Here is a 21,707-nt window from a genome sequence, read left to right on the forward strand (position 1 = left end):
ATGAAACAGTTGATTCAATACAGATGCTTTGTTTTTTGTGCTACTGGTTTACTTTTTGTTTTTCCTTCATGTAATATCCGTGAAGAAATATGGCTCAATAAGAATGGTAGTGGAAAATATACTTATGAGATTGTTACCGATCCAAAAGCAACCGAACTGTTTACTTCTAATTTTCCGGCAGAAGGAAAAGCATCCGATGTTTTGGAGATCATGTCGCAAAAAGATATTGATACCATATTGCCTCAAAAAGAGTACTCAAATATGCTGCAACCGGCTTTCCCTAATATGTTCAATAAGACAACATTAAATTTAAAAAGCGACCATAAGATTCAGGAATTGAAATTCAGGATTCAAATTCCATTTAAGAATATTGCTGAGTTGAATGAAGGCATATCCAATTTCAGGTTTATGAAACTGTCGATTTTTAGGAACGCTTTCGCAGATACCATAACAAAGGCGGCGCAATTTTATGAATTAAAAGACGGCGCCTTAAAAAGAAATAAAGTTGAGGATTTTTCAAGAGGGCTTCCTGTTACGCAAACGGATTTGGAATTAGGAAAACTAATGTTCATGAACTCGTATCAAACCATTGTTTTTCACTTGCCTAACAAAGTAAAATCGACTTCTTATGTCAATAGAGAAACTGAAGAAGAAACAGTGGAAGTCAAAGAAAAAACAGTGACCGTTAAAATGCCATTCGCAGGCATCCTAACCGAAAAAAACAAAGTGACGGGAAAAATAGAATTCTAATCCAGCAAGCACCATGGAAAAATACCACGCTTTTATATCCTATTCACACAACGATAAGCATTATGTTTCAGCCATACAAAAGTCGATTGAAACTTTAGGACTGCCTTTTCATAAGAAATGGAAATCCGATGTAAGCTTTTTCATTGACGAAAAGAAAATGAAAGTTTCCGAAGATTTGTCCGAAGAAATTAAGAAAGGTTTAAGGGATTCCAAATACTTGATCGTGATTGCCTCTCCGAATTCAGCGAGTACTGACTCTTGGGTCATCAAGGAAATAGAATATTGGTACGCCATTAAAAATAATTCTACTGGTGGCATCAGTAGTTTTCATCTAATAGTATTGGATGGTTCTATAAAATGGGACAGTCAGGCGCAAGCATTCAGCGTCGATTCTTCAGCACTTCCGAATTTTGGCAATATCAAATTCAACGCACAACCCATTTGGGCTAACGTCCAAAACTACTGTAAAGACGGTAAAATTCAGACTAAAAACCCCAACTATGAATGGGAAATTGCGAAAGTGAAAGCATTGTTGTTGGATAAAAGTCCTGATGAAATAATTGATGAAGTTGCAAAAGAGAAACGATTGTTTCGAATTATCACAGGCTTTGTAATTTCCTTACTGGTCATGTTGTCTGCATTTGCTTTTTACTTGCGCGGCGAAGCTGTTTCTAAAAAAAATCTCGCGGAAGCCAAAACAAAAGAAGCATTGAACAACCTTAAAAGATTTAAGTTAGAAGAGTTCGAAAGAAACTTCAAAAATGGCAATACTTATTTGAATGCTGAAGAATATTGCTTTGCGGACAGTTGTTTTTCGGAAGCCCTTAAAACCACAAAAAATAAGGATTATAGAGAATTGTTTCCAAAATCAAAAATCAAATATCTCGATTCTATTTCTAGTGTATGTAAATCTAAATCTAGCTGTAAATGAAATACTATTTATTAATCGCATTATTCTTTTCATTGACGATACATTCACAGTCAACCCATAAATGTGAGCGGATTTATTCCATGGCAGATTCGTTATGCAAAAAAGGGGATTATGCATTGGCCATAAAAAAAATATCGGCATATAAAATTTGCGCGCAGACATTTGAAAATAAAAAAGCTGATGATTTACTACTCAAAATTTATGAAACTGTAAACAAGCAAAAGGAAGACGCGATTCAAGCAAAACAAGAAGCGTTAAAACAAAAGGCATTGGCAAATTCAGCAAAAAATGAAGCTATCAAAGAAAAAGAAAATGTCAAAAAAACCTTCTCAAATGCAGATTTCGCACAGTATAATGCGAATATAAAAAGCGGTAACGATCAGTCGGGTACGCTCAATCTGATAAGATCTCTCAAAACCATGCCTTCTAATGTAGGGGCATTATCAGCTTTATATGCGAAGCTTACGCTTAGTTCTTTTCCCATTGAAATCAGTAAGGCGATTAAGACCGGAAATAATAATGTGAAAGGGGTATCGCATAGTAATGACGGGAAATACATTGTTGTGTTTTCGCACGAAGTTTTGTCAATCGTCAACCTTTCGTCTAATACTGTAAAAAACATTCCTAACCCTTTTTCATGCTACCTTACCGCCGCGGTGATAAGCCCGACCAACGGACAGATTTTGATCGCCGGCGGATTTGATGGTAATATGCGTCAACAGGGTTATGGCGAATTTTCAGAATTTGATATTGAAACCGGAAAGCAACTCTATGATATCAAAAAGGTTGAAGGAATGCTATGGAATGCACATTATAGCCCCGAAGGCAGCAAATATTTTGTGGCTACGGCTTTTGATACACAACTGTTCGAAAGTCAAACAGGAACTCCTAAAACTACTATCGATTATTGCAAAGATAAAACAGAAACTCCCGATAATTCCTACGCCAATGCGGCAGTAAGTGATAATGCAGAGAAAATCATAACACTGTCAGGCCTCATCGGTAATGGCTGTGGGCAAATATATCATTGCGATAAACTCGATAAAACAGGTGATCCAATTAATAACGAGTATGGTTTCTATCAGGCAAAATTTTCACCTGACAATAAATCCGTAACAATTACCAGTCCATCTCCAATGAGTGAGTTTTTGACGTTGAGTAAAGCCAAATTCGGGTTTGCCCAAATATACAATGCGGAAACGGGAGCGATGATAAGTAACCCGTTAGATCACCATGATTTGATCAACACCATTGATTACAGTCCAGACGGTACGTTGATTGTTACGGCATCTTCTGACAATACTGCAAAAGTATGGTATGCCGATACTGGAGAATTGAAAAATGAAATGTCACATCAAGGACCGATAAACAGTGCAAGATTTAGTCCCGATGGTTTGCTCATAGTAACCGCTTCAAGTGATCGCACCATAAAAATATGGGATAGATCGGGAAACCCGTACAGCGAATCCGGAGTCCATAATGCTGAGGTTATCGATGCTTATTTTAATGCTATAGGCAATGTTGTGATTTCTATTTGTGCCAATGGTGAGATTCATCAATGGGATCCGTCACTCAGAAGAATGATGCCGACAGTATTGTCAGTGAAATCAAGTTTCGCGGAATATGCGACTGAGAATATTATTCTAAAGCAGGATTCAATTGTTGATTCCGCAATCAAGTTGGAACTCAAGATCGTGTTGCTAAATCAAAATCAGGAATTGGCAGAAACTAGCCATAATAAAAAATACAATGCGATCATTACTGCAAATGGATTGCAGATTATGGATTCAAAAACTGGCGATATGCAAAGTATTCAGCGCACCCATAACGGGCATATTTACCAGGCAACTTTCAACAGTAACGACGAATACATTGCGACGGCTTCGGAAGATTCTACCGCAGTAATATGGAATATCAATAAGGCTAAAAGCATTAAACTATCCCATCCTTCAGCAGTATATTCCTGTACGTTCAGTAATGACAATAATTTTGTAATGACATCCTGCGGGCATTCGATGTATTTGTGGGACATTAGAGGCAGACTTCTCAAAGGCCCAATCGATACCAATTTTACTGCAGCGCCAACAATCAATGAAAATGGAGAAAAAGAATATTATCCTGATGATATCGTCGATCTCAAGTTTACTGCAGACGATAATAACATATTAGTGACCTATGGCTATATGGGATCTTCAGTAATGACTTCAAGAATCCGCGACTTTACTGTTGACGGCTATCAATTGTGGGATGTTAAAGCAGCAAAATTAGACTATACGCTGCTACACAACAAAGATATTACTTCGTGTACGCTATCCAAAAATAAGAAATTCATCGTTACGACGTCGTGGGATAAAACGGCAAAAATATGGAGTGCAAAACCAGGATATCCTACTGTCGAACTACTGAATGACGATGTAGTGAATAACAGCGTTCAAAGCCCCGACGGTAATTTCCTTTTAACATACGGTGAAAGCAACAAGTGTTTTCTTTACAATACGAAAGATTTTACGCAGCGTGGTCAGCCGTTAGTACATAACGAATCAGTCAAACATGCTATTTTTTCACCTAACAGTAAAGTTGCCATAGTAAGTTCAGGAAATGTAATCAGTTTATGGGATGTGAATACTAGCCAGTTGATTACGAATCAAATCGTCACGCAATCGAATGTCAAATGTATGAGTATAGATCCCAGCGGATACAGGCTGCTTACATTGGGTGAAAATGGGGAAGTAATGATGTGGGATATCGTTACAGGAGAGAATGATAATTTGGCTGAAACCTGCATAGAAATAGCAGAGAAAAGCGTGAGTAAAAGCTTAAACGATTATAATGTTGAGCAAGCGCTAGATCCTTCGCAATATCCTCAAAAAATGTCGAGTCTGACTGATGGAATTTCAAATCAGATCCGCACATGGTTTAATGCAGTAGGGGAGCAAAGAAAAATATCTCCGAATGCCACTATAACTACGAAGGAAGTTGTTGATGAGATGATAAAAGAAAACAGCCTTCAGGAGTTATACATTGCGAGATTGTTGATGCCATCTAATACTAAAATACTTTCCGATATGAGTGATTTGGCATCATTTGGAAATTCGATAATTTTTTCGAAGATATGGAAAAGTATTTATATAAATTCGCGCTAATTTGTTGTCTTAAATGAAATGTCGCAAATCATTATCTTACCCCATTTTTGGTTACTGAAAAATTAGGGTTAATTGCTGAGCCACCCGTTATGCCAGAGGGAATATTTTGTGATGCCACCTGAGCAAAACCAAAAGTGAATACCATCAACATGAATAATGTAATCGATTTGTTGAAATAAAAAGATATAGTAAAATTTTTATTCATGTAATTTATTGTGGTTTTGTTTAACTAAGGTAGGGTTTTTTATACTTTTCTAATTATTAAGAACTTACTATATTCTATGTGGTTTTAATGTCTCAAGACTTTTTTATTTTATAACAGTTACTATAAAAAATACCCTATTTATTTTAAGAAGATATATATTTAAACTGTTGGTTGTGATTTGATGATTTGATTTTTGATACTATTTATGCGCTCTAAAATAAAAGGTTGAAATTACTTTTTCTCCGTTGGAAGCATGTTTAAAAAGAAGCATAAAAAAACAAAAACCCTTTAAACATGAGTGTTTAAAGGGTTTTTATTTTTTACGAATTATCGAAAATTATAAAATTTACCTGTTTTATAGATTATTGTTTACTTCATCATCATCTTCTTCTTTTTCAATGGGAAGATCATTATTTTTTAAAAATACTTCTAAATCTTTTTCATCTTTTAAGTTTCGTTTGATAAGAAAAAGAATTAAAAGAATTGCAAAAATTACTACAACGCTGATTATAATCCAATTGATTTCCATTAGGTTTAATTTTTAATAAAATTACAAAAACTAAAATGGGTTTATAATTTTCTATGCATTATCAAATCATTATTTTTCAGAGAGTACATTTCAGAATTTCAGTGTTTAAAATTCTTGCTTTACAATTGACTTAGAAGCTTTTCAGAAATTACTTTTATCGGACAACAGTTGCTAAAGTTGGATAAAAATCAGGGTAAGTCGTTATTCCTTTTGATTAAAATAAGCAACGCCCATCCAGACTAAACCCAGGCCAATTCCTAAAGTAGCCGAAAGCTGAAGAGTATCATATATAAATCCGATGACTAACCCTATGATCACGCAGCAAAAGAATACCATTAATGCATTTCTAAACTCTTTTTTCTTAGTTTCCTCTAGCGCCTTTAAAAAAATACTTTTCTTTGTTTCCTTATTTTCCATGATGGTATATTTTAATTGTTAGTCTAGTATTTAGGTCTTTTGCCCGCACTTTCGCATTTCTATTGCCCTAAGATTCTGCCGGCATATATAGCGTCGTGGCTTGTCGAATGCCTTTTCTCAAGTTAGCAGAAAACGAATATAGGAAAATATATTTACAATGCATCGAATACTGACGATTGTGTTTACTATCAGTTATTTGCGAGTTGTTGGTTGCGATAGTATTTTATTGTTTCATAGTTTACCATCGATTCAATATCAAATTTGTTCTCTAACATTCCAAAATAGGAACCTTAAATAGTGCTGTCTACTGAAAAAAGATGGATAATGTTTCATTTTTACACCAACTCACCTGTATCATTTTGATTTTCAATGTCATAACGTATTGCAGCTTCAAGGATATTCATGTTGATATCTTTCAGCGTTTTGAACTTAATGCAATAGCCGCTCAAACTAGCTTTGCCCAGTTCTTTCCCATATGTTTGGGCTAAATAGTTCTTATCTTGTATGCCCATAAGATACACAGAGATTCCGGTTGTGTTTGCACTTTGTCCAATTTGATAAAACGCTTTTGTGGTTCCGTTTGCGTATTTTATATGGTGAGATCCGTATCCTATGTTAGGATTAGAAACCGTTTTATGTTCACTGTTTTTTCCATCCAAGAACCATAATTTACATGCTGGCATTATTTCCAGAATGAAGTGGTGCAACTCCAGCATATCACTTCGTTTTGGTTCGGGTTGGCTATCAATATACTTTTGGATTTGTTCCGGTACGTTCATAGAATATATAATACGTTCAAAGGATTCATTAAAAATAGTAATATTCACTCTTGTAATACCAATTTGTTCGCTGAAATTATATTCTCATTCAGGCCGAAGCAATTCAGGGTTTTCGGCTTTGTCTGCAAAAGCATTCAACATCAATAGGAGTAACGATAATAAATTAATACTGAAAGCAATTGTGTGTAACAGCTATTAGGCGCTGCCCTTTAAGGTCTTTTTATTTGCTTCAAAATATTTTTTCTTTAGGAATTCAGTAAATTAATACCTTCTTACCGGCAATATTTGCTCTGACATCGCTTTAGAATTCATATTAATTATAATGGTTGATGGATCGCTTAAAGTATTTGAAGTACAATTGGCAAAATCTGCATCTACTTGTGTTGACGACCAAGCACTGTAATGAATAGAAATCCCGGCTTTCCTTAATTCCGTACTCATTTGATATAATTCCTGTATCGATGGCAGAAACCAATCAGAATAGCCATTTAGAGTAAGGTTATAACATAATTTAGCTGCACAATTTGCATCAGTAGTTCCGTTTACTATAGCCATTGTATTTTCTAAACCTTTTCCAAAATCCGGATACGTTGACGCAATAAAATTACTCATATTTCCCCATTGGCCACCTACACCAGAACTGCTATAGTTTAAAGTTGTCGGATGAATTTCCATATACCTCCAGCCATCAGAAATGGTTCCCTTATCATAGGCAACATATCCGCCGGCGGGCCCAAAATATCCGGTGGTCTTAAACGTATATTCAGCAGAATACAGATAACTATTATCGGCTTTTTTTACGAATGCTTTAATGTAATACGTTGTGTTTGGTAGTAAGGATAACGGACTAAATTCAAATGTCGCATTCCCACTTCTAAAATCACTAACGGTATTGGTGTTGCTATTGTCAACGACCGGATTTTGTGCTGTAGAATAGACAAAACCAACCAATCGGTTATTGTCGCTATTTTGTGCAATAGTTCCATTAAATTTTGCCCAAGTGGGAAAAATATCCCGAACAGTATTCAATTCGATAACAATATTTTCTATAGGCTCATTATTTTGTGGATTTGGATTGTCATGATCACTTGAGCAAGAGAATAATGCAATTACTATTGTGAATAGTAAACAACAATTTTTAATTTTCATGGCACTTTTTTTTTGATAGATTTTATTCATATTCGTTTTCTCCAATCTTGCGCAATGCTTGCCGCCAAAATGCTATTGTTTTTTTTCAAACACGTCTTGAAACCTTTTTTCCATTTCATGCGCAATCACTTGTCCGTCATGGCTTCCGAGTTTTAATTGCGCTATGATGTTTTGATAGCTTTTTGCGTCTCGGTCTTGACTTAATTTGAAAACGGTATCTGTTTCCAAAACTTCAATCTCAAAAGCTACGACGGCATTCATAACCCGTTTTTTAAACTCGCTTGGAAGATTATCATAGATAGTACTGGAATTTTGATCATTGTTTTCAAAATGAAGCGAAGTTATCCTGAGAACTTCTTCCAAGGCACTATCGTTCAGAAAACGAATGGCTCCTTTCATATGAACGCTCATGTAATTCCATGTTGAAGGTATATAAGGATTGCTATACCATGTTCCGCTTACATAAGTGCTTTTCCCGGTAAAAACCACCAACACATTTTCGTTGCTTAAAAATGCTTTATGATGATCGGTATTTTTCATGATATGCCCACGCAATATTTTTTTGCCTTCTTTTTCTTCGATGAATATTGGAATTTGTGTAGCAATTGGTTTGTTTTCTATATCACAACCCGTGATAAAAGCAAAAGGATGTTGATTGATGAAATCATTGATTTCTTTTTCATTATGTGCTTTGTGATACGGTAAATCGTACATAAAATAAGTCTTAATTTGAGTTTCTATCTTCTATTGGTTGCCTGTAACGATTCCATGCTCGAACTAGTGTTGGCTTATGAAAATCTTTTTTCCATAACCGATTGAGCAAATTTATGAAAAAAGAACCGAACCACTTATCGAAGAACCAGCCATGAGATTTAGCAACTGTTAAGCGTTCGTTTATTTATTGGTTGCTATTTGTTTTATTAAAAAATCCATTGGTCTGTCAAATTGCGTTTTTAGGTCCTTGGGTTGCATTTGAATTTCAACATCTGGTTTTATTCCTTTAGGGTCGTATACGAAATTCGGTGTTCTCATTTTGTATTGAAAAGTAGGTATCCAAACAAGTGTTTTAGAATATGGAAGAACAAATGCCTGTCCGCCTGAATTGCTATAATTGCTTCCTTGTGAATATTCGCCATAACACTTTCCAATTCTATATGCTCTCATCAAAGATAATAAATGTCCTGTTGTGGAAAAACAGCCACCGTTTATTAATACGCTAATTTTTCCTTTGTAATAATTTGACTTGCCTTGTTGTTGTTCAAACCACCAATAATCTGTGGCGTCTGTTTCTGTGTAGCAATTCAGCCCATTCTTGGATTTTGTTTCATTGAGGTTTATTTCTTCGATATTATCAGGATATTGGGCATAATGTTTCCAAGCTTTTACACTATTGTATTTTGCGCCTATATAATCGAAATAGAAGTAAGGTTTATTTGTTAAATACGAAAACAAATAGTTTGCGATCTCAGCTGAACCACCGCCATTATCGCGCAAGTCAAGAATTAGATTTTTTGTTTTTAAACTATCAAGTTGCGCAAAAAAAACATCCAATTGCTTTTCTGCAATTTTTCTATCGGTTTCGTTATATCCGTTTTCAAAAGATTGAAATTTAAGTACAGCAATATCTTTTGATTTAAATTCAGTGGTTAAAGGTTCTACTTTTTCAGTTAGATTTTTTGTATGAGTTTCAAAAGAAATTCCTTTTAAGATTGTTTTATGTTGGTGTTTATTTTCGTCTAAATATTCTATTTCAAATTTTTCAGTTGGATTGAAAATAAAGTAATAAAAAGGAAAATTTCTAAATCTTGTGTTTAAACCTGTTTCGTTTTTTCCCTCAAGATGAATGTATTTTTGAATTTGATTTGCAATGAAATGGATATCGCTTCCGTTTATTTTAAGAATTCTTAAACCTGAATAGTTTTTATTTTCTGCTGTTGTTTTGTCTAAATAAAAGTGGTTTTTAATTTTGTAAATGCTAAATGGGAAAACCAATCTTTCCTTCAGTAAAGCGCTAATTTGACTTCTGTCAACAGCTGTATGGCCATCTTTAATTTTTGCCATCAGAGTAGCGGTCAATTTATAATATTCTACAACTGAAAGGTCTGTCTTGATTGAATTTTTTAAGGTCAAGTAAGTTTTGTCAAATTCATTTTTGGTACAGAACATCAACTGACCCGGATGAATGGTATTGGTCAGATGGTACAGTTCCGTAAATTCAGCACTAACGCTATCTTTTTTTAGTGTTTTGTCCAATAATATTTTTTTTGCTTCTGTATTTTGTCCAAAAGCAAAATTGATGATAAGCAATAAAAATGGCAATAAAATCTTCAAACTCATTTTAGTCTTTTTCATTTCACTATGGTTTTTTGGAATGACGCATAATGTTTCGTTTCCGAAGCAGTTGCGAATCAGCGAAGGCGCTTTCTCTGTCTGGTGAAAACTAAAGTAGGGAAAAAAGCGCACAATAAACGGAATCTTTAGCGATTGCTTTTACCGCTGTTGCAGGCTGTTTTTCTGTCTATTGCAGTATTTCAATTGCTTTTAGAATCATTGGGTCTGATTTGTTTTCAAGGTCTTTTTTTGTGTTTTTAATTTCAAATTTCACAGGAACACCAATATCTTCAAGTTGTTGTTTGTCAGTGGAATAATATCTTTGATTTGAAAGTGTAAAAGAAATTTTATGGGATAAATCAGTGCTAAACATATCAGACAACATTCCGGAAGTATTGGTTCCAATGGTTGTTACGTTTTTCTGTTGGTAAAGCGCAATTGTAAAATCCTCCGCTGAACTTGCAGTCTTGTCATTTGTCAAAATTACTATCGGGCTTGCATATTTGATTCCAGTATTTGGTTCTATATAAACCGGTTCCAGTGCTGTAAAATTTTCATAACCACCTTTTTGCCTAATGGCTTTATAATGCGTTATAACTTTCTCTAAAGCAAACCGACTGGCCAATTGTTCTCCGCCATGCCCACCGCCATTAGCCCGAATATCAATTATAATTCCTTTAGTTTTTGAAAGCGAATTTAAAATACTATCGAATACAGAGAGCATTAGTTTTGTGTCTTCTATTTCTTTAGCGTCATCAAAAATACTTTCAGGATTGGCAAAGCAACGTGAAATTCTAATATAACCTATTTGAGAATTGTGCGAGACATAATAAAGATTTTCATCCTTAAAAATGGGCCCAATACCTTTTACTTCCTGAAAACCATTATGCTCTAAAGTTGCAAAACTAGTTTTCCATAAATCTTTTTCAATTCCTTTGAATTCTTCTTTAAACACGGATGGTTTTTTAACTTTATATAAAATGTCCTCGCCTTTAGAAATAATGATATGGCCATCTTTTAATGGTTCAACCATTTCACTGAATATTTTTATTAATTCATTTTCTTTACTTTGCTTTTTAATTAGTGGCTTATATTTTTTATAAACTTCGTCCCAATCAACACCTTTGAGTTTAAAAAACGCATAGTGATCTCTGAAAGTTGTCCAAAATTTTTCAAAATCTTTTTCGGGTTGGTTCGCTTTATTTTTTGATTGACCTTTAGCGTTTAGACAAAATGCTAAGCTTAAGATTAAAACAATGTGGTTTATTTTCATTTCAATTTTGAATTTCAATTTAGATTCCGTTGCTCTAAAATAGCCTACAATGTTCCGGCGCCAGGAGTAGTTGCGCCAAAAGAACTGCATTTTCTCTATTAGGAGAAACGAAAATAGGGAAATAATGCGAACAATAAACCAAATCTTCAGCGATTGCTTTTGACGGCTGTTAGTGACAGTTTTTTTATTTTTTTGGTCGTTTTGGATAGTCTTTTATGATTAAGAAAATCGAAATTAAAAACACAATGATATATAAAATGTCTAAAGCAGGTTCTTTAAGTGTTAAGTTCTTAAAGTCAATGTGCTTAATCAATGTCAAACCTAATGTAAATGCAATAAATACAAAAAACCAATTCAGTCCTTTTTTATTTTCCATATTTTAATGTGTTATCGTGTCAATGGTTAATCCGATTGCAAAAATAATAATGTAAAATGTTATTGTCCCTAAAAGGAAAGCAAATAGTGCTTTTAAATAGTTTCCCAATTTTTTTTCTTCAAAGAAATTTCCAGATGCCCAAACTACATAAGCCACACCAATCATACCTGCAATGTTTAGCAATTTAAAATGTAGCATTCCCTCTAAAAGTGCAAAAACCGCAAAAATTAACATGGAAATTCCTTGCACAAAACATAACATTATTAGCAATTCATAAAAGTTATATCCATATTTTTTAAAAAAGATTTTTAGCCAAATCGCAACAAATACTCCTGTCAAAATACTTGCATAGCCATAATTTGCTTGTATCCATTTCAAAATACTACCAATAGTTGATTTTTCAAATCCTTCATGTTTTACATATTCATCTTCAATATGGAAAAAATGACTTATTAAGGTATATATTAATGATGTTAGAATTATGAAAATAATTGGTTTTATGAGTCGGCTTCTGTTTTCAGAAAGATAATTCCTTATGTTTTGCCCCGGATTGGTTACGAGTTCTCTAATTGTATACAAAATCCCACGTTCAAAATGCAGAATATGTTCAATTTCGTGAACAATGTAATGTCCGTCAATTCTTTTAAGGCTTGTAGGTTGTCCGCAGTTGGGGCAAAAGTTTGAATTTACTTCGTTGTTACAGTTTTTACAGTTCATTTACTTCGTAAATATTTTGTCAATTTTTTTTTCAGTTGGTTAGGTAAAACTTCCACTAGCGTTCCTACGCCAGGCCTAGTGGCAGCTTGGAAAACGAAGATAGGAAAAAAAGCTGACAACGAACAGAGTAGGAGCGATTGCTTTTGAGAGCTCTTAGCAAGCGTTCTTACGTTTAATCTTTTAATCCCAAAAATTGGTAATTTCTGATAATTTTTCTTCGTCCCAATCTGTTTCATGTTTATAAAAATTATCCCAATAAATTTCTCCTCCGATTTTAACGAATACTTTATAATATCCTTTTTCAAGAGTTTTAATATTTACAATAATATTATTTGAAGATTGTTGGGCTGATGAAAGATCAGAGTTTGAAATAATTGATTGTTCACTATAGATATTAGTATTCAAAATATTGCTAAAGTTTACATTTTGATGAATTTTTTCAGGATTTGCTGGTACAAACCAAATATTTGTAACATTTCCTTCGGCTAAAAAATTAAGTGCTTGTCCTGCTGGATTTGGATAAATTAAAAACTTGTTATTTACCAAAATGTTAGGGTTTCCAAGTTTCAATGGTAAGTCATCTGTAGTTTGTCTAAAATTTATTCCAGTGACTAAATTCATAGTGAGTGGATCAGTTACAGGATTACTTTCATCTTTATTGCAGCCTAATGCAGAAATAATGAGAAGAATAAAAAGTACTTTTTTCATAAGAATTTACTTCAAAGGTTTGCTAAGAAACAACTTTTTTTCCAAATGAAACAAGTTTAAGATTTTTCGTTTCTTGCACTAAGTTATTGAATTTACGATTTTTTCATGAAATGTCATATAACGTTCCGGCGCCAGACGACGGTAGCGGCTGAAGAACTTGGTTTTCTCCACTAGTAGAAAACCAAGTTAGGAAAATAAGCGTCTCGAAATCGAATTCTTAGCGATTGCTTTGACACGTGTTGGCAATAGTTTTATTCTATCCAAAAGTTCCCAACAGAATAGGTTTTTGCTGTTCCGCTAATAATAACTCGGTCACCCTTGTCTTCACAATATAGTTTTCCCATTCGATCCGAAACTTGTTGCCCATAAAGTACTTTTTTGTCAAGTCTTTTTGACCAAAATGGCACTAAAGAACAATGAGCAGAACCTGTTACAGGATCTTCTAGAATGGAAGCTTGTGGTGTAAAAAAACGAGAAACGAAATCACAGTTATCTCCAATTGCGGTTACAATTACTCCGCCTGGATCAAGATTGATTTGGTCAAATAATTGTCGATCAATTTTAATATTTCTGATTGCTGTTTCGTTTTCATAAACCAAAACATAGTCTCTTGATTTCAAAATTTCCTTAGGTTGTAAGTTTAATGATTTTGAAATGGTATCTGGTAAATTGTCTGCAATAGGCATTCTTGCTGGGAAGTCCATTTTGTATAGTCCATCTTCAGCTTTGACAATCAAGTCGCCACTTAATGTTTCAAAAATAATTTCTTCTTTCTTGTAATTAAGTATTGTCTTTAAACAATGTGCTGTTGCAAGTGTAGCGTGTCCACACAAATCCATTTCAATTTCTGGCGTAAACCATCGTAAATGGATTTTATCTCCTTTATCCACAAAAAAAGCGGTTTCTGCCACTGCATTTTCTTTAGTTATTTTCAATAAGATGTCGTCTGATAGCCAGTTGTCAAGAGGCACCACGCATGCAGGATTTCCACCAAAAATGGTGTCTGTAAATGCGTCAATTTGGTAAAGTTTTAATTCCATTTTTATTTTTATAGTTTGTATTCAAATTTTCAACTCAATACTCATACATTTCTCGGATGTGACAATGTCGTTTCTAAAAATAGCTCAAAATGATAATGCATAGTTGGTAATAGGCTTTATTAATACACTAAACTTTCTCCATCATTGGGAATAAAAACCTTATCAGAAAGTCCAATTTTTAATACTTCTGCATCTAATTGTTTTCTTGTTGTCGGACAATGATTTACGGCTTCTAAATGATTTGCGATTACTTGATTCGGTGCATTTTTTACGAATTTTAAAATATCGTCCATTCGCATTAATAAAGGTTGAAAAATATCTAGTTGAGCCGTTCCACAAGCGACAACTGAAATTTCAGGTTTTAATTGTGTCAAAACTTTGTGAACGTCATCAGTATAAATGGTATCGGCACTCAAATAAATCGATTTTTCATTCGGTAATTCTATGTAAAAGCCCATCACATTTCCCATTGGTTTTGCTACAAATCCGTATCCATGAACTGCTGGAATACCTTGAATTTTTCCACCTAAAAAAGAGCTTTCTTTCCAATATTCAACCGTTTGGGAAACGTTTAATCCTTTTTTCCTTAATGTAGCTTCGTCTTTTATACTACAAATGACAGGAATTTGTTTAGTGCGAAGAAAATGTTCCGCTTCCTTGTCCAAATGGTCTGGGTGCAGATGTGTTATTAAGCAATGTGTAGTTTTTTCCACGATATTCATTGCATTGGTTGGTAAAGCTACAATTGGATTTCGTTGTGGTTTAAAACGAAAAAGTGTAAAAGTTGGACCTGCTGTTCCTTTTTTTCCAAGCATTGGATCAACTAAAATGACTTTATTTCCGGTTTCTATTACCATAGTGGCATTTCGCAAATGATGTACTTTCATTGTTTTTATATTTTTAAATTGAAAGCGCAAAGTTGCTCAATACTAAAATAGAGTCCATTGATTCAAATCAAGAAATCATTTTTTTTTTTCTGATTCTACTTAACGTTTCGGGTGTAATTCCCAAATAAGAGGCAATGTGATATTGAGGGATTTTTAGTAACCAATCTGGTTTTGACTTCATAATGTCATGATAAAGTTCTTCCACGGTATTTACAAAATGGTTAAATTCTTCGGTTTCTTTATTGACAACAATTCGTTGGAAAATGCTTTCTACAAACAACTTACCACAATTATATTGGTTGATAAAAGTCGAAAATATTTCTTTCGATAATACCCTCAAATCTACATCAGTTAAACATTCTTGGTGTTTTTTTGTAGCGGTAGAATGGGTAAATGAGGAAAAATCGGTTATAAAACCAGCATCTGTAAAAAAATTGATGTTTTTTTCTTTGTCGGTGGTTGCATAATATTCTCGAATGATTCCTTGATCTAAAAAACGAAGTTCATTATCTATATTTCCATTTTCTAAAATGATTTGCCCTTTTTTGAATGATTTAACAACAAAAGTAGATACAAATTCATCTAAACCTTCTTTATTAAAAGGAAATTCATTGCTAAAAAATAAAGATAATTTGTCGGTTTCTGTCATTTTTATTATTAAAGTTGATTTTCTGGTTGGTTTCGGAAGGCGGTTTCAAGTTGCTAGCGCAATTTTTCCAGTTTGTGATTTGCCGTTTTATTTTCCGGATTTTTCCACCAAATTTTGAAAGATTTGGTTTCAAAATTCGAAAATAAAACTAGATTATTTTTTTTGAATAAAGAAGTCATGATTTAAATAAAATTTTGGTTCATGTAAAGTCTCGATACAGTGTTCAGCGGCGATTCATATTCGAGTGTTTTTCTAGGCCTTTCATTGATCTGATTTTGAACTTCAAAAATGTTTTTTTTCGAGAGTAAATTAAAGTCAGTTCCTTTTGGGAAATAGTTTCTAATTAGCCCGTTAGTATTTTCATTTGTTGGTCTTTCCCAAGGTGAATATGGATGCGCAAAATAGACTTTTACTCTTGAGTTGGCAATGATATACTTGTGTAACCTATGGAAAAAACTCGTGCAACGAACTGAAACGAGCAATCGAGCGTGACGGCTGTTATAGGCTGGTTTTCTTATTCGACAATTTATGCTAATCCAACTTTCTAGTTTTCACATTTGTTTATCGCGATCAAGTTTCGAGAGTTTCTGTTTCGCTTGTCAACTCCAATATTCCAGTTTTCACATTCGCCAAACGCGAACAAATTTCCATTATAGATCCGAACTCGTTGAATAAACGAAAACATCAAAATTTAAGATTAAAATAGGCGAGTGGCTATTGCTGAATTTTGTGTTTTACGTTTTTCAAACTAGCCTATAACGTTCCGCCAATAGGCGGATTTGCGACTAATGGAAAGAAATCTTTTCATTAAAGCAAAACGAAAATACGAAAATAAACGTTCCCAAACCGAAAATTTAGCAATGGAGCTTGTTGGCTGTTAGCGGATGTGCCAATATTTATCTGCATTTTTCAAATTAAAATCAAATAAGTTTGCAAATTGAAAACTTTTAATTAGATTTGCCCCATGAAAATCCTTGTAAAGAAAACGATTCTATTTTATACCGAAAAATATCCAATTGCTAAAACTCAATTGTTGATTTGGTATAATGAATTTTCAAAACTAGATTTTCACAATTTTAATGAACTCAAACGGGTTTATGGAAATGCAAGTATCGTAAACAATGAAAGAGTTGTTTTCAATATTAAAGGAAATGATTTTCGGTTAGTGGTTTCAGTAAACTTTTTGCAAACAGCTTGTTATGTAATTTGGTTTGGAACTCACAAAGAATATGATAAAATTAATGTTGAAACTGTTGCTTTTGATACCGCAATCTTAAATTATAAAAAGCTATAACTATGAATTGGAAAGTATTGAAAACAGAGGAAAATTACAATAAAGCTTCTATGCGATTGATGGAAATATTCCATGCAAAACCTAACACGCCAGAAAGTGACGAGTTAGATTTACTGATGGTTTTGGTAAAAGATTACGATGATAAGCATTATGAATTACCTGAACTTGATGCTTTAGAAGTTATCAAATATAAAATGCAGGAAATGGGAATGAAGGCAAAAGATCTTGAGCCAATAATTGGAAGTAAAGGTCACGTTTCATCCATTCTTTCGGGAAAGCGCGAAATCACTTTGAAAATGGCACAAAAACTCAAAAATTATTTCAGTATTCCTGCTGAAGTATTTTTACATAACGCATAGCAAAAGTTCAATTACACGCAATTTTTTCAAGGCATTTCCGCTAACGGTCGATGCTAGAGCTTGTGGCGGCTTATGGAAATCATTTTTTCCATAAACGACAAAGCGAAGTTATGAAAAGTAAACGAACAATTTACCGAGAACTAGCCATAAGATTTAGCATTTGTTAGCGGCTGGCTTTTTCGATTTAAACTATTAGTTCTTGACAATTTTCTTATTTATTATTCCCATGTTGGTGTCAATTCTTAGAATGTAAACTCCGGAATTTAGGTCAGCAATATTTATGGCTTCAAAATCGCTTTTAGTGGTCTTTACAATTTGTCCAATTGAATTGACAACGTCAATTTTTGAAGCTATTAATTGCTTTAAATTTAAATAAATAGCTGCATTAGTTGGGTTTGGATAGATAGTTATCTTCTCTGAATCAAATTCAGTTGTATTTAACGGAAAATTTTGGAATATTTCATAAGCCATGAGCGGGCTGCTTAACGTCAAAGTGTAACCTTGCCCTTGTGGATAAATATTATAGTAAACTGGATATCGCAAAAAATCAAAGAAGTTTAGTTCAAATAATTCATGTGTTTGTGAGCTACAAATTGATAATGTAGAGACTAGGTCAAATGGATCTAAATAATCCGAAGTTATATTAGAAAAAGAACCGAAAAAGCTGTTACATGCACCTTGACCAGTAAAACTAAGATCATCGGAAATGGTGAGTGTTGGCGTAATTGGAGGGTCAATTTCAGAGACATTGAATGATGGACTAAAATCACCGACGTATTGACTTAAATACCATGTCTGGAATAATAGAGGATTTGGCTCTTGAGAGAAACAGTTTAAGCTGTAAAGTACTGAAATTACGATGGTTAATTTTTTCATCTTTATTGATTTAAGTTATTGAATTTACGTTTTCGCGCTCCGCTTGCCGCTAACGTTTCGCCGCCACGACTGGTTGCGGCTGATGGAAATAGTTTTCTCCACCAAGTAGGAGCGAAGTTAGGAAAAAGAAACAGACAATTTACCGAAAAACTAGCCATGAAGTTTTAGTATGTGTTACCAGTAGGCGTCTTATTCATTTCTATTGTTCATCATCATCTTTTTGATAACCTTCATAATAATATGATTGTTCGATTCCTTTAAAGATGACTTCTCTGTTGTCAATTTCGTCAGTTAAGTTTTGGCCAAGCAAAGTTCTTAATTCCAAATCGTTGATTGGGCTTCTTTCCATTGCTTGTAAGTAAAGTGATTTGTCAACAAATTGCCAGTTTACTAATTTTTTTAGTCTAGCTTTTAAAATCATATCGAGCCAAATTCGCATTGTTCTTCCATTTCCTTCCATAAATGGATGGGCAATATTAATTTCAGTATATTTTGCAATAATTTCTTCAAAACTATTCTCGGGCATTAGCTCGATTTTCACCAAGATTTCATTTAAGTACAATGCGTTTGCAAATCTGAAACCGCCTTTTGAAATATTTAGAGTTCTAACTTTTCCAGCAAAATCATACAATCCACCAAATAAATATTGGTGAATTTCTTTCAACCCTTTTGTGGTTCCAATTTCGATTTTATCAATATCATTTGATTCAAACAAACGATAAGCATTTTCTAAACTTTCTTTATCAATATTCTTCATATAAAATCAGATTTTTAATCTATCTGTTTATTGTCAAAAATACTTTAAAAGTTTATCATTTACTTAAAAACTGACTACTTTTTTGTCAATATTGATTTGTATTTATTTCCGGTTTCGATACGCTTACTGGTAACGTTTCGCTGCCAGAAGCATTCGCGGCTGGGCGAATGCGTTTTCTCCATTAGGAGAAACGAAAATAGGGAAAAGATTTGACAACGAACCGAATTCTTAGCGATTGCGTTTGACAGCTGTTAGCGGTTCGTTGTTTTTATTCCGTTGTTATTTTCTTTCAGACTTTACACCGACAATTATTAACCATAAACAAATTCCAATTTCTCCAACGCTTGCTGGTATACTAATGAATTTTAGTATTCCGATTTCAGAATAATTTTTGAGAAGTGTATCACCTATAAAATCTATCAAATACCCAAAACATCCTAACATCAATAGTATTCCTAAAAATTTAGGAAGAAATCCGGATTTGAATATTAAGTATCCGAATGGAAACAACCAAAGCCCAGAGAATATGTGAATAATCCTCATTCCATTATCATATTGGTTAAGAAACAGCATAACCTGTGAATGGATTTGATCTGATGAAAATCCATATACGTTATTTGAATCATTCACAAAAAAAAGAACAGAAAACAAGTTTTGAACATTTATAAAATATATAGGCACACTTATTAAGGCAAAAAGCACCATAAGTTTTGCGTAATCATCATTGACTGGTTTTAGTAGTTTATATAAAACAAGTGGTAGGAACAGAAAAAATGTATAACAAGCCAAACCGCAGACAATCCAAAATCGAAAAAGTGTTTGATTGGCTACAATAGCATTATATGTATTTGTTGCATTATCCCAATCAATTAGTTTTGAAGGAGCATACATTAAACTAAATATCCCTGTAATTACCACTCCTAAATACAGTAATCCTGCAAGTCTTGCTATTTTTTTTAAAGACATATGTTCCATAATATACTATATTTTAGGCCATTTCCAAGCGTGAAATACTATAATAGTTGTGATAATACTTTCAAGAAAAGAAAGATACATATAAAACGCGTGCCATTTAGATATTGATGATATTCCAACAAAAAAAGTAAAAAAAGTAAAAAATATTCCTAAACTAATACTTAACCATTTTGTCAATTTTGGATTTGCTACTAATGAAATAAAAATCATCAAAGCGGGAATTGCTAATACAAAAGTTGCGATGAACAATTTTAATGGATCGTCTAACATGTTTTGTCCATTTATTAATCCTTCTACTTTATTAGGAACATACAATTCAAAATAGTCGCCATATATATAACAAAACATGACAGCAGTCCACAATGCAGATAGTTTAATTCTTACATTTATTTTATAATTTTCTAAATTCTCTCTACTCATTTTTATTTTTTTGAATGAGTCGAAGTTCGCTCTTTTTTGTTACAATGACCGCTAACGTTTGGCCGCTACCCGAAGTTGCGGCATGGCAACCGAGTTTTCTCCATTACCGCAAACGAAAATAGGGAAAAAAGACGAACAACTTAACGAAAAACAGCAATTTCGGGTAACGGCTGTTAGCAGCAGGAAAATTTAAATTTTATTTAGTTTTTCTGGATTTCTACGTGTATCAAAAACATGAGAAACAATTATCATTTTATTGGTTTCATCAATCCAGTAAATGATTTTATAACTCTTGAAAATTATATACCTATATTCTTGAACTCGATCTTTTAATAGTTCTTCTTTTTGTCCGCCGTAAGGATTTTTATCTAGTTCAAATGAAGAATCAACAATTCCATTTATTAGCTTTTGAGCAACTCTAACTCCAGCAGTAAATTTATAATACTCAAAAATATCGTTAAGTTTATCTTCGGCAAATACTGTCCAATATACAACTAACTCCATTTCTGAATTTTAGCTTTTAATTCATTTGATGAAATGTAGCGGCCATTTTTAAAATCATCTTCAGCTTGGTCGATATCCTTATTGAACTGTTCAAGGCTCATTGGTTTCATTTCTTTTTCAATTAATTCTGCTTTACGCTTATGAAGTAATTTTTCAAGACCAATAACAATTTCCTCATTTTGGAGTCTGAGAAATTCCTGGACAAAAGATATTTTACGAGCTTCTAAATTCATGTCTTTTATTTTTATTTCAAATGTAATATAATTTTTCTATTTCAATTTAATTTTAACGCTGGTGTCTTGTCCTGAAATAGGTTGACTCTTTTTGTTATTAATTCAGGCTATAATATTTGTATTTATGTTCTTGATTTTTGTGTGCAAACTCCGGCGTTTTCATTTTCAGGCTGTAATGTCTTCTTTGCTTGTTGTAAATGTTTACAGCTTGTTTGAGCATTTTCTTAGCCATGACCAAGTTAGGTAATGTTTTGATAAAACCAAATTCATATTTTAGGATTCCGTTGATTCTTTCGGCTACGGCATTTTCATACGGATCATACTTTTGAGTTGTGCTAAGTAGCATGCCATTATTTTGTGCGTAATCGGAGAATTCCGGGCAGCAATATTGAATTCCTCTGTCAC

25 protein-coding genes are annotated in these 21,707 nt (G+C 33.4%); 5 read left to right on the forward strand and 20 right to left on the reverse strand.

The features are described from left to right. From Q0058_RS01350 to Q0058_RS01360, 3 genes are read left to right on the forward strand one after another with little or no spacing between them, the layout of a single operon-like run. Positions 1-750: a hypothetical protein gene (locus Q0058_RS01350; protein ID WP_298220917.1), complete on the forward strand. Its 750-nt coding sequence runs from the start codon at positions 1-3 to the stop codon at positions 748-750. A gap of 13 nt (positions 751-763) precedes the next feature. After that, a complete protein-coding gene (locus Q0058_RS01355; RefSeq protein WP_298220919.1) occupies positions 764-1,681 on the forward strand; it encodes a toll/interleukin-1 receptor domain-containing protein in 918 nt (305 codons plus the stop codon). Further along, positions 1,678-4,824, forward strand: coding sequence for a hypothetical protein (locus tag Q0058_RS01360; protein ID WP_298220921.1), 3,147 nt, complete (start codon positions 1,678-1,680; stop codon positions 4,822-4,824). The genes Q0058_RS01355 and Q0058_RS01360 overlap by 4 nt, the downstream gene beginning before the upstream one ends. 560 nt (positions 4,825-5,384) lie before the next feature. Here Q0058_RS01360 and Q0058_RS01365 read toward each other — a convergent pair. From Q0058_RS01365 to Q0058_RS01425, 13 genes are all read right to left on the reverse strand, one after another. Continuing rightward, complete coding sequence (locus Q0058_RS01365; protein ID WP_298220923.1) at positions 5,385-5,558, reverse strand: hypothetical protein; 174 nt, start codon at positions 5,556-5,558, stop codon at positions 5,385-5,387. Positions 5,559-5,759: 201 nt separating this feature from the next. Beyond that, positions 5,760-5,975, reverse strand: a complete 216-nt coding sequence (locus Q0058_RS01370; protein WP_298220925.1) for a hypothetical protein — start codon at positions 5,973-5,975, stop codon at positions 5,760-5,762. Positions 5,976-6,310: 335 nt separating this feature from the next. Continuing rightward, the gene (locus Q0058_RS01375) at positions 6,311-6,754 is read right to left on the reverse strand and encodes a DUF1801 domain-containing protein (protein WP_298220927.1); all 444 of its coding nucleotides are present in this window, start codon (positions 6,752-6,754) and stop codon (positions 6,311-6,313) included. Between the two features lie 261 nt (positions 6,755-7,015). Next, on the reverse strand, positions 7,016-7,903 hold the full coding sequence (locus Q0058_RS01380) for a hypothetical protein (RefSeq protein WP_298220929.1): 888 nt from the start codon (positions 7,901-7,903) through the stop codon (positions 7,016-7,018). A gap of 72 nt (positions 7,904-7,975) precedes the next feature. Next, a complete protein-coding gene (locus Q0058_RS01385; protein ID WP_298220933.1) occupies positions 7,976-8,617 on the reverse strand; it encodes an FMN-binding negative transcriptional regulator in 642 nt (213 codons plus the stop codon). Between the two features lie 180 nt (positions 8,618-8,797). After that, on the reverse strand, positions 8,798-10,255 hold the full coding sequence (locus Q0058_RS01390) for a S41 family peptidase (protein ID WP_298220935.1): 1,458 nt from the start codon (positions 10,253-10,255) through the stop codon (positions 8,798-8,800). Between the two features lie 166 nt (positions 10,256-10,421). Beyond that, on the reverse strand, positions 10,422-11,507 hold the full coding sequence (locus tag Q0058_RS01395) for a S41 family peptidase (RefSeq protein WP_298220937.1): 1,086 nt from the start codon (positions 11,505-11,507) through the stop codon (positions 10,422-10,424). Between the two features lie 379 nt (positions 11,508-11,886). Next, positions 11,887-12,600 carry a DUF3667 domain-containing protein gene (locus tag Q0058_RS01400; RefSeq protein ID WP_298220939.1) on the reverse strand — a complete coding sequence of 238 codons (714 nt, stop codon included), beginning with the start codon at positions 12,598-12,600 and terminating at the stop codon, positions 11,887-11,889. A gap of 180 nt (positions 12,601-12,780) precedes the next feature. After that, the gene (locus Q0058_RS01405; RefSeq protein ID WP_298220942.1) at positions 12,781-13,308 is read right to left on the reverse strand and encodes a hypothetical protein; all 528 of its coding nucleotides are present in this window, start codon (positions 13,306-13,308) and stop codon (positions 12,781-12,783) included. Positions 13,309-13,559: 251 nt separating this feature from the next. Then, positions 13,560-14,348, reverse strand: a complete 789-nt coding sequence (locus Q0058_RS01410; protein ID WP_298220944.1) for a PhzF family phenazine biosynthesis protein — start codon at positions 14,346-14,348, stop codon at positions 13,560-13,562. Between the two features lie 119 nt (positions 14,349-14,467). Next, the gene (locus Q0058_RS01415) at positions 14,468-15,235 is read right to left on the reverse strand and encodes an MBL fold metallo-hydrolase (protein ID WP_298220946.1); all 768 of its coding nucleotides are present in this window, start codon (positions 15,233-15,235) and stop codon (positions 14,468-14,470) included. 67 nt (positions 15,236-15,302) lie between these two features. Beyond that, positions 15,303-15,884 carry a Crp/Fnr family transcriptional regulator gene (locus Q0058_RS01420; RefSeq protein ID WP_298220948.1) on the reverse strand — a complete coding sequence of 194 codons (582 nt, stop codon included), beginning with the start codon at positions 15,882-15,884 and terminating at the stop codon, positions 15,303-15,305. Between the two features lie 182 nt (positions 15,885-16,066). Then, positions 16,067-16,420, reverse strand: a complete 354-nt coding sequence (locus Q0058_RS01425; protein WP_366869559.1) for an IS30 family transposase — start codon at positions 16,418-16,420, stop codon at positions 16,067-16,069. A 428-nt stretch (positions 16,421-16,848) separates the two neighbouring features. Here Q0058_RS01425 and Q0058_RS01430 point away from each other — a divergent pair, with 428 nt between their 5' ends. Next, positions 16,849-17,178 (forward strand): type II toxin-antitoxin system HigB family toxin, encoded by a 330-nt coding sequence (locus Q0058_RS01430; protein WP_298220949.1) that lies wholly within the window; start codon positions 16,849-16,851, stop codon positions 17,176-17,178. Between the two features lie 2 nt (positions 17,179-17,180). Continuing rightward, positions 17,181-17,537, forward strand: coding sequence for a helix-turn-helix domain-containing protein (locus tag Q0058_RS01435; RefSeq protein ID WP_298220950.1), 357 nt, complete (start codon positions 17,181-17,183; stop codon positions 17,535-17,537). A gap of 192 nt (positions 17,538-17,729) precedes the next feature. Here Q0058_RS01435 and Q0058_RS01440 read toward each other — a convergent pair whose 3' ends face one another. From Q0058_RS01440 to Q0058_RS01470, 7 genes are all read right to left on the reverse strand, one after another. After that, entirely contained in the window at positions 17,730-18,413 is a 684-nt protein-coding gene (locus tag Q0058_RS01440; RefSeq protein ID WP_298220951.1) for a T9SS type A sorting domain-containing protein, read from the reverse strand. Between the two features lie 199 nt (positions 18,414-18,612). Next, positions 18,613-19,170 carry a protein adenylyltransferase Fic gene (gene fic / locus Q0058_RS01445; RefSeq protein WP_298220952.1) on the reverse strand — a complete coding sequence of 186 codons (558 nt, stop codon included), beginning with the start codon at positions 19,168-19,170 and terminating at the stop codon, positions 18,613-18,615. Between the two features lie 279 nt (positions 19,171-19,449). Beyond that, positions 19,450-20,145: a DUF4386 domain-containing protein gene (locus Q0058_RS01450; protein WP_298220953.1), complete on the reverse strand. Its 696-nt coding sequence runs from the start codon at positions 20,143-20,145 to the stop codon at positions 19,450-19,452. A 6-nt stretch (positions 20,146-20,151) separates the two neighbouring features. Continuing rightward, positions 20,152-20,565 carry a DUF6326 family protein gene (locus Q0058_RS01455; RefSeq protein ID WP_298220954.1) on the reverse strand — a complete coding sequence of 138 codons (414 nt, stop codon included), beginning with the start codon at positions 20,563-20,565 and terminating at the stop codon, positions 20,152-20,154. 189 nt (positions 20,566-20,754) lie between these two features. Then, positions 20,755-21,069, reverse strand: coding sequence for a type II toxin-antitoxin system RelE/ParE family toxin (locus Q0058_RS01460; RefSeq protein WP_298220955.1), 315 nt, complete (start codon positions 21,067-21,069; stop codon positions 20,755-20,757). Next, on the reverse strand, positions 21,060-21,302 hold the full coding sequence (locus tag Q0058_RS01465; protein WP_298220956.1) for a hypothetical protein: 243 nt from the start codon (positions 21,300-21,302) through the stop codon (positions 21,060-21,062). The genes Q0058_RS01460 and Q0058_RS01465 overlap by 10 nt, the downstream gene beginning before the upstream one ends. Positions 21,303-21,399: 97 nt before the next feature. Then, positions 21,400-21,707 (reverse strand): integrase core domain-containing protein (locus Q0058_RS01470; protein ID WP_298220957.1); only part of this gene is annotated, 308 nt, incomplete at its 5' end.

Source organism: Flavobacterium sp., from assembly GCF_027484705.1.
Classification (GTDB): domain Bacteria; phylum Bacteroidota; class Bacteroidia; order Flavobacteriales; family Flavobacteriaceae; genus Flavobacterium.

What these genes read in the sequence shown, in the direction of transcription:
- Q0058_RS01415 (WP_298220946.1), bottom strand. Translation starts at nt 15,235, where the DNA reads ATGAAAGTACATCATTTGCGAAATGCCACTATGGTAATAGAAACCGGA.
- Q0058_RS01370 (WP_298220925.1), bottom strand. Translation starts at nt 5,975, where the DNA reads ATGGAAAATAAGGAAACAAAGAAAAGTATTTTTTTAAAGGCGCTAGAG.
- Q0058_RS01405 (WP_298220942.1), bottom strand. Translation starts at nt 13,308, where the DNA reads ATGAAAAAAGTACTTTTTATTCTTCTCATTATTTCTGCATTAGGCTGC.
- fic (WP_298220952.1), bottom strand. Translation starts at nt 19,170, where the DNA reads ATGAAGAATATTGATAAAGAAAGTTTAGAAAATGCTTATCGTTTGTTT.
- Q0058_RS01440 (WP_298220951.1), bottom strand. Translation starts at nt 18,413, where the DNA reads ATGAAAAAATTAACCATCGTAATTTCAGTACTTTACAGCTTAAACTGT.
- Q0058_RS01435 (WP_298220950.1), top strand. Translation starts at nt 17,181, where the DNA reads ATGAATTGGAAAGTATTGAAAACAGAGGAAAATTACAATAAAGCTTCT.
- Q0058_RS01360 (WP_298220921.1), top strand. Translation starts at nt 1,678, where the DNA reads ATGAAATACTATTTATTAATCGCATTATTCTTTTCATTGACGATACAT.
- Q0058_RS01380 (WP_298220929.1), bottom strand. Translation starts at nt 7,903, where the DNA reads ATGAAAATTAAAAATTGTTGTTTACTATTCACAATAGTAATTGCATTA.
- Q0058_RS01390 (WP_298220935.1), bottom strand. Translation starts at nt 10,255, where the DNA reads ATGAAAAAGACTAAAATGAGTTTGAAGATTTTATTGCCATTTTTATTG.
- Q0058_RS01375 (WP_298220927.1), bottom strand. Translation starts at nt 6,754, where the DNA reads ATGAACGTACCGGAACAAATCCAAAAGTATATTGATAGCCAACCCGAA.
- Q0058_RS01430 (WP_298220949.1), top strand. Translation starts at nt 16,849, where the DNA reads ATGAAAATCCTTGTAAAGAAAACGATTCTATTTTATACCGAAAAATAT.
- Q0058_RS01355 (WP_298220919.1), top strand. Translation starts at nt 764, where the DNA reads ATGGAAAAATACCACGCTTTTATATCCTATTCACACAACGATAAGCAT.
- Q0058_RS01400 (WP_298220939.1), bottom strand. Translation starts at nt 12,600, where the DNA reads ATGAACTGTAAAAACTGTAACAACGAAGTAAATTCAAACTTTTGCCCC.
- Q0058_RS01365 (WP_298220923.1), bottom strand. Translation starts at nt 5,558, where the DNA reads ATGGAAATCAATTGGATTATAATCAGCGTTGTAGTAATTTTTGCAATT.
- Q0058_RS01385 (WP_298220933.1), bottom strand. Translation starts at nt 8,617, where the DNA reads ATGTACGATTTACCGTATCACAAAGCACATAATGAAAAAGAAATCAAT.
- Q0058_RS01460 (WP_298220955.1), bottom strand. Translation starts at nt 21,069, where the DNA reads ATGGAGTTAGTTGTATATTGGACAGTATTTGCCGAAGATAAACTTAAC.
- Q0058_RS01450 (WP_298220953.1), bottom strand. Translation starts at nt 20,145, where the DNA reads ATGGAACATATGTCTTTAAAAAAAATAGCAAGACTTGCAGGATTACTG.
- Q0058_RS01465 (WP_298220956.1), bottom strand. Translation starts at nt 21,302, where the DNA reads ATGAATTTAGAAGCTCGTAAAATATCTTTTGTCCAGGAATTTCTCAGA.
- Q0058_RS01350 (WP_298220917.1), top strand. Translation starts at nt 1, where the DNA reads ATGAAACAGTTGATTCAATACAGATGCTTTGTTTTTTGTGCTACTGGT.
- Q0058_RS01455 (WP_298220954.1), bottom strand. Translation starts at nt 20,565, where the DNA reads ATGAGTAGAGAGAATTTAGAAAATTATAAAATAAATGTAAGAATTAAA.
- Q0058_RS01420 (WP_298220948.1), bottom strand. Translation starts at nt 15,884, where the DNA reads ATGACAGAAACCGACAAATTATCTTTATTTTTTAGCAATGAATTTCCT.
- Q0058_RS01395 (WP_298220937.1), bottom strand. Translation starts at nt 11,507, where the DNA reads ATGAAAATAAACCACATTGTTTTAATCTTAAGCTTAGCATTTTGTCTA.
- Q0058_RS01410 (WP_298220944.1), bottom strand. Translation starts at nt 14,348, where the DNA reads ATGGAATTAAAACTTTACCAAATTGACGCATTTACAGACACCATTTTT.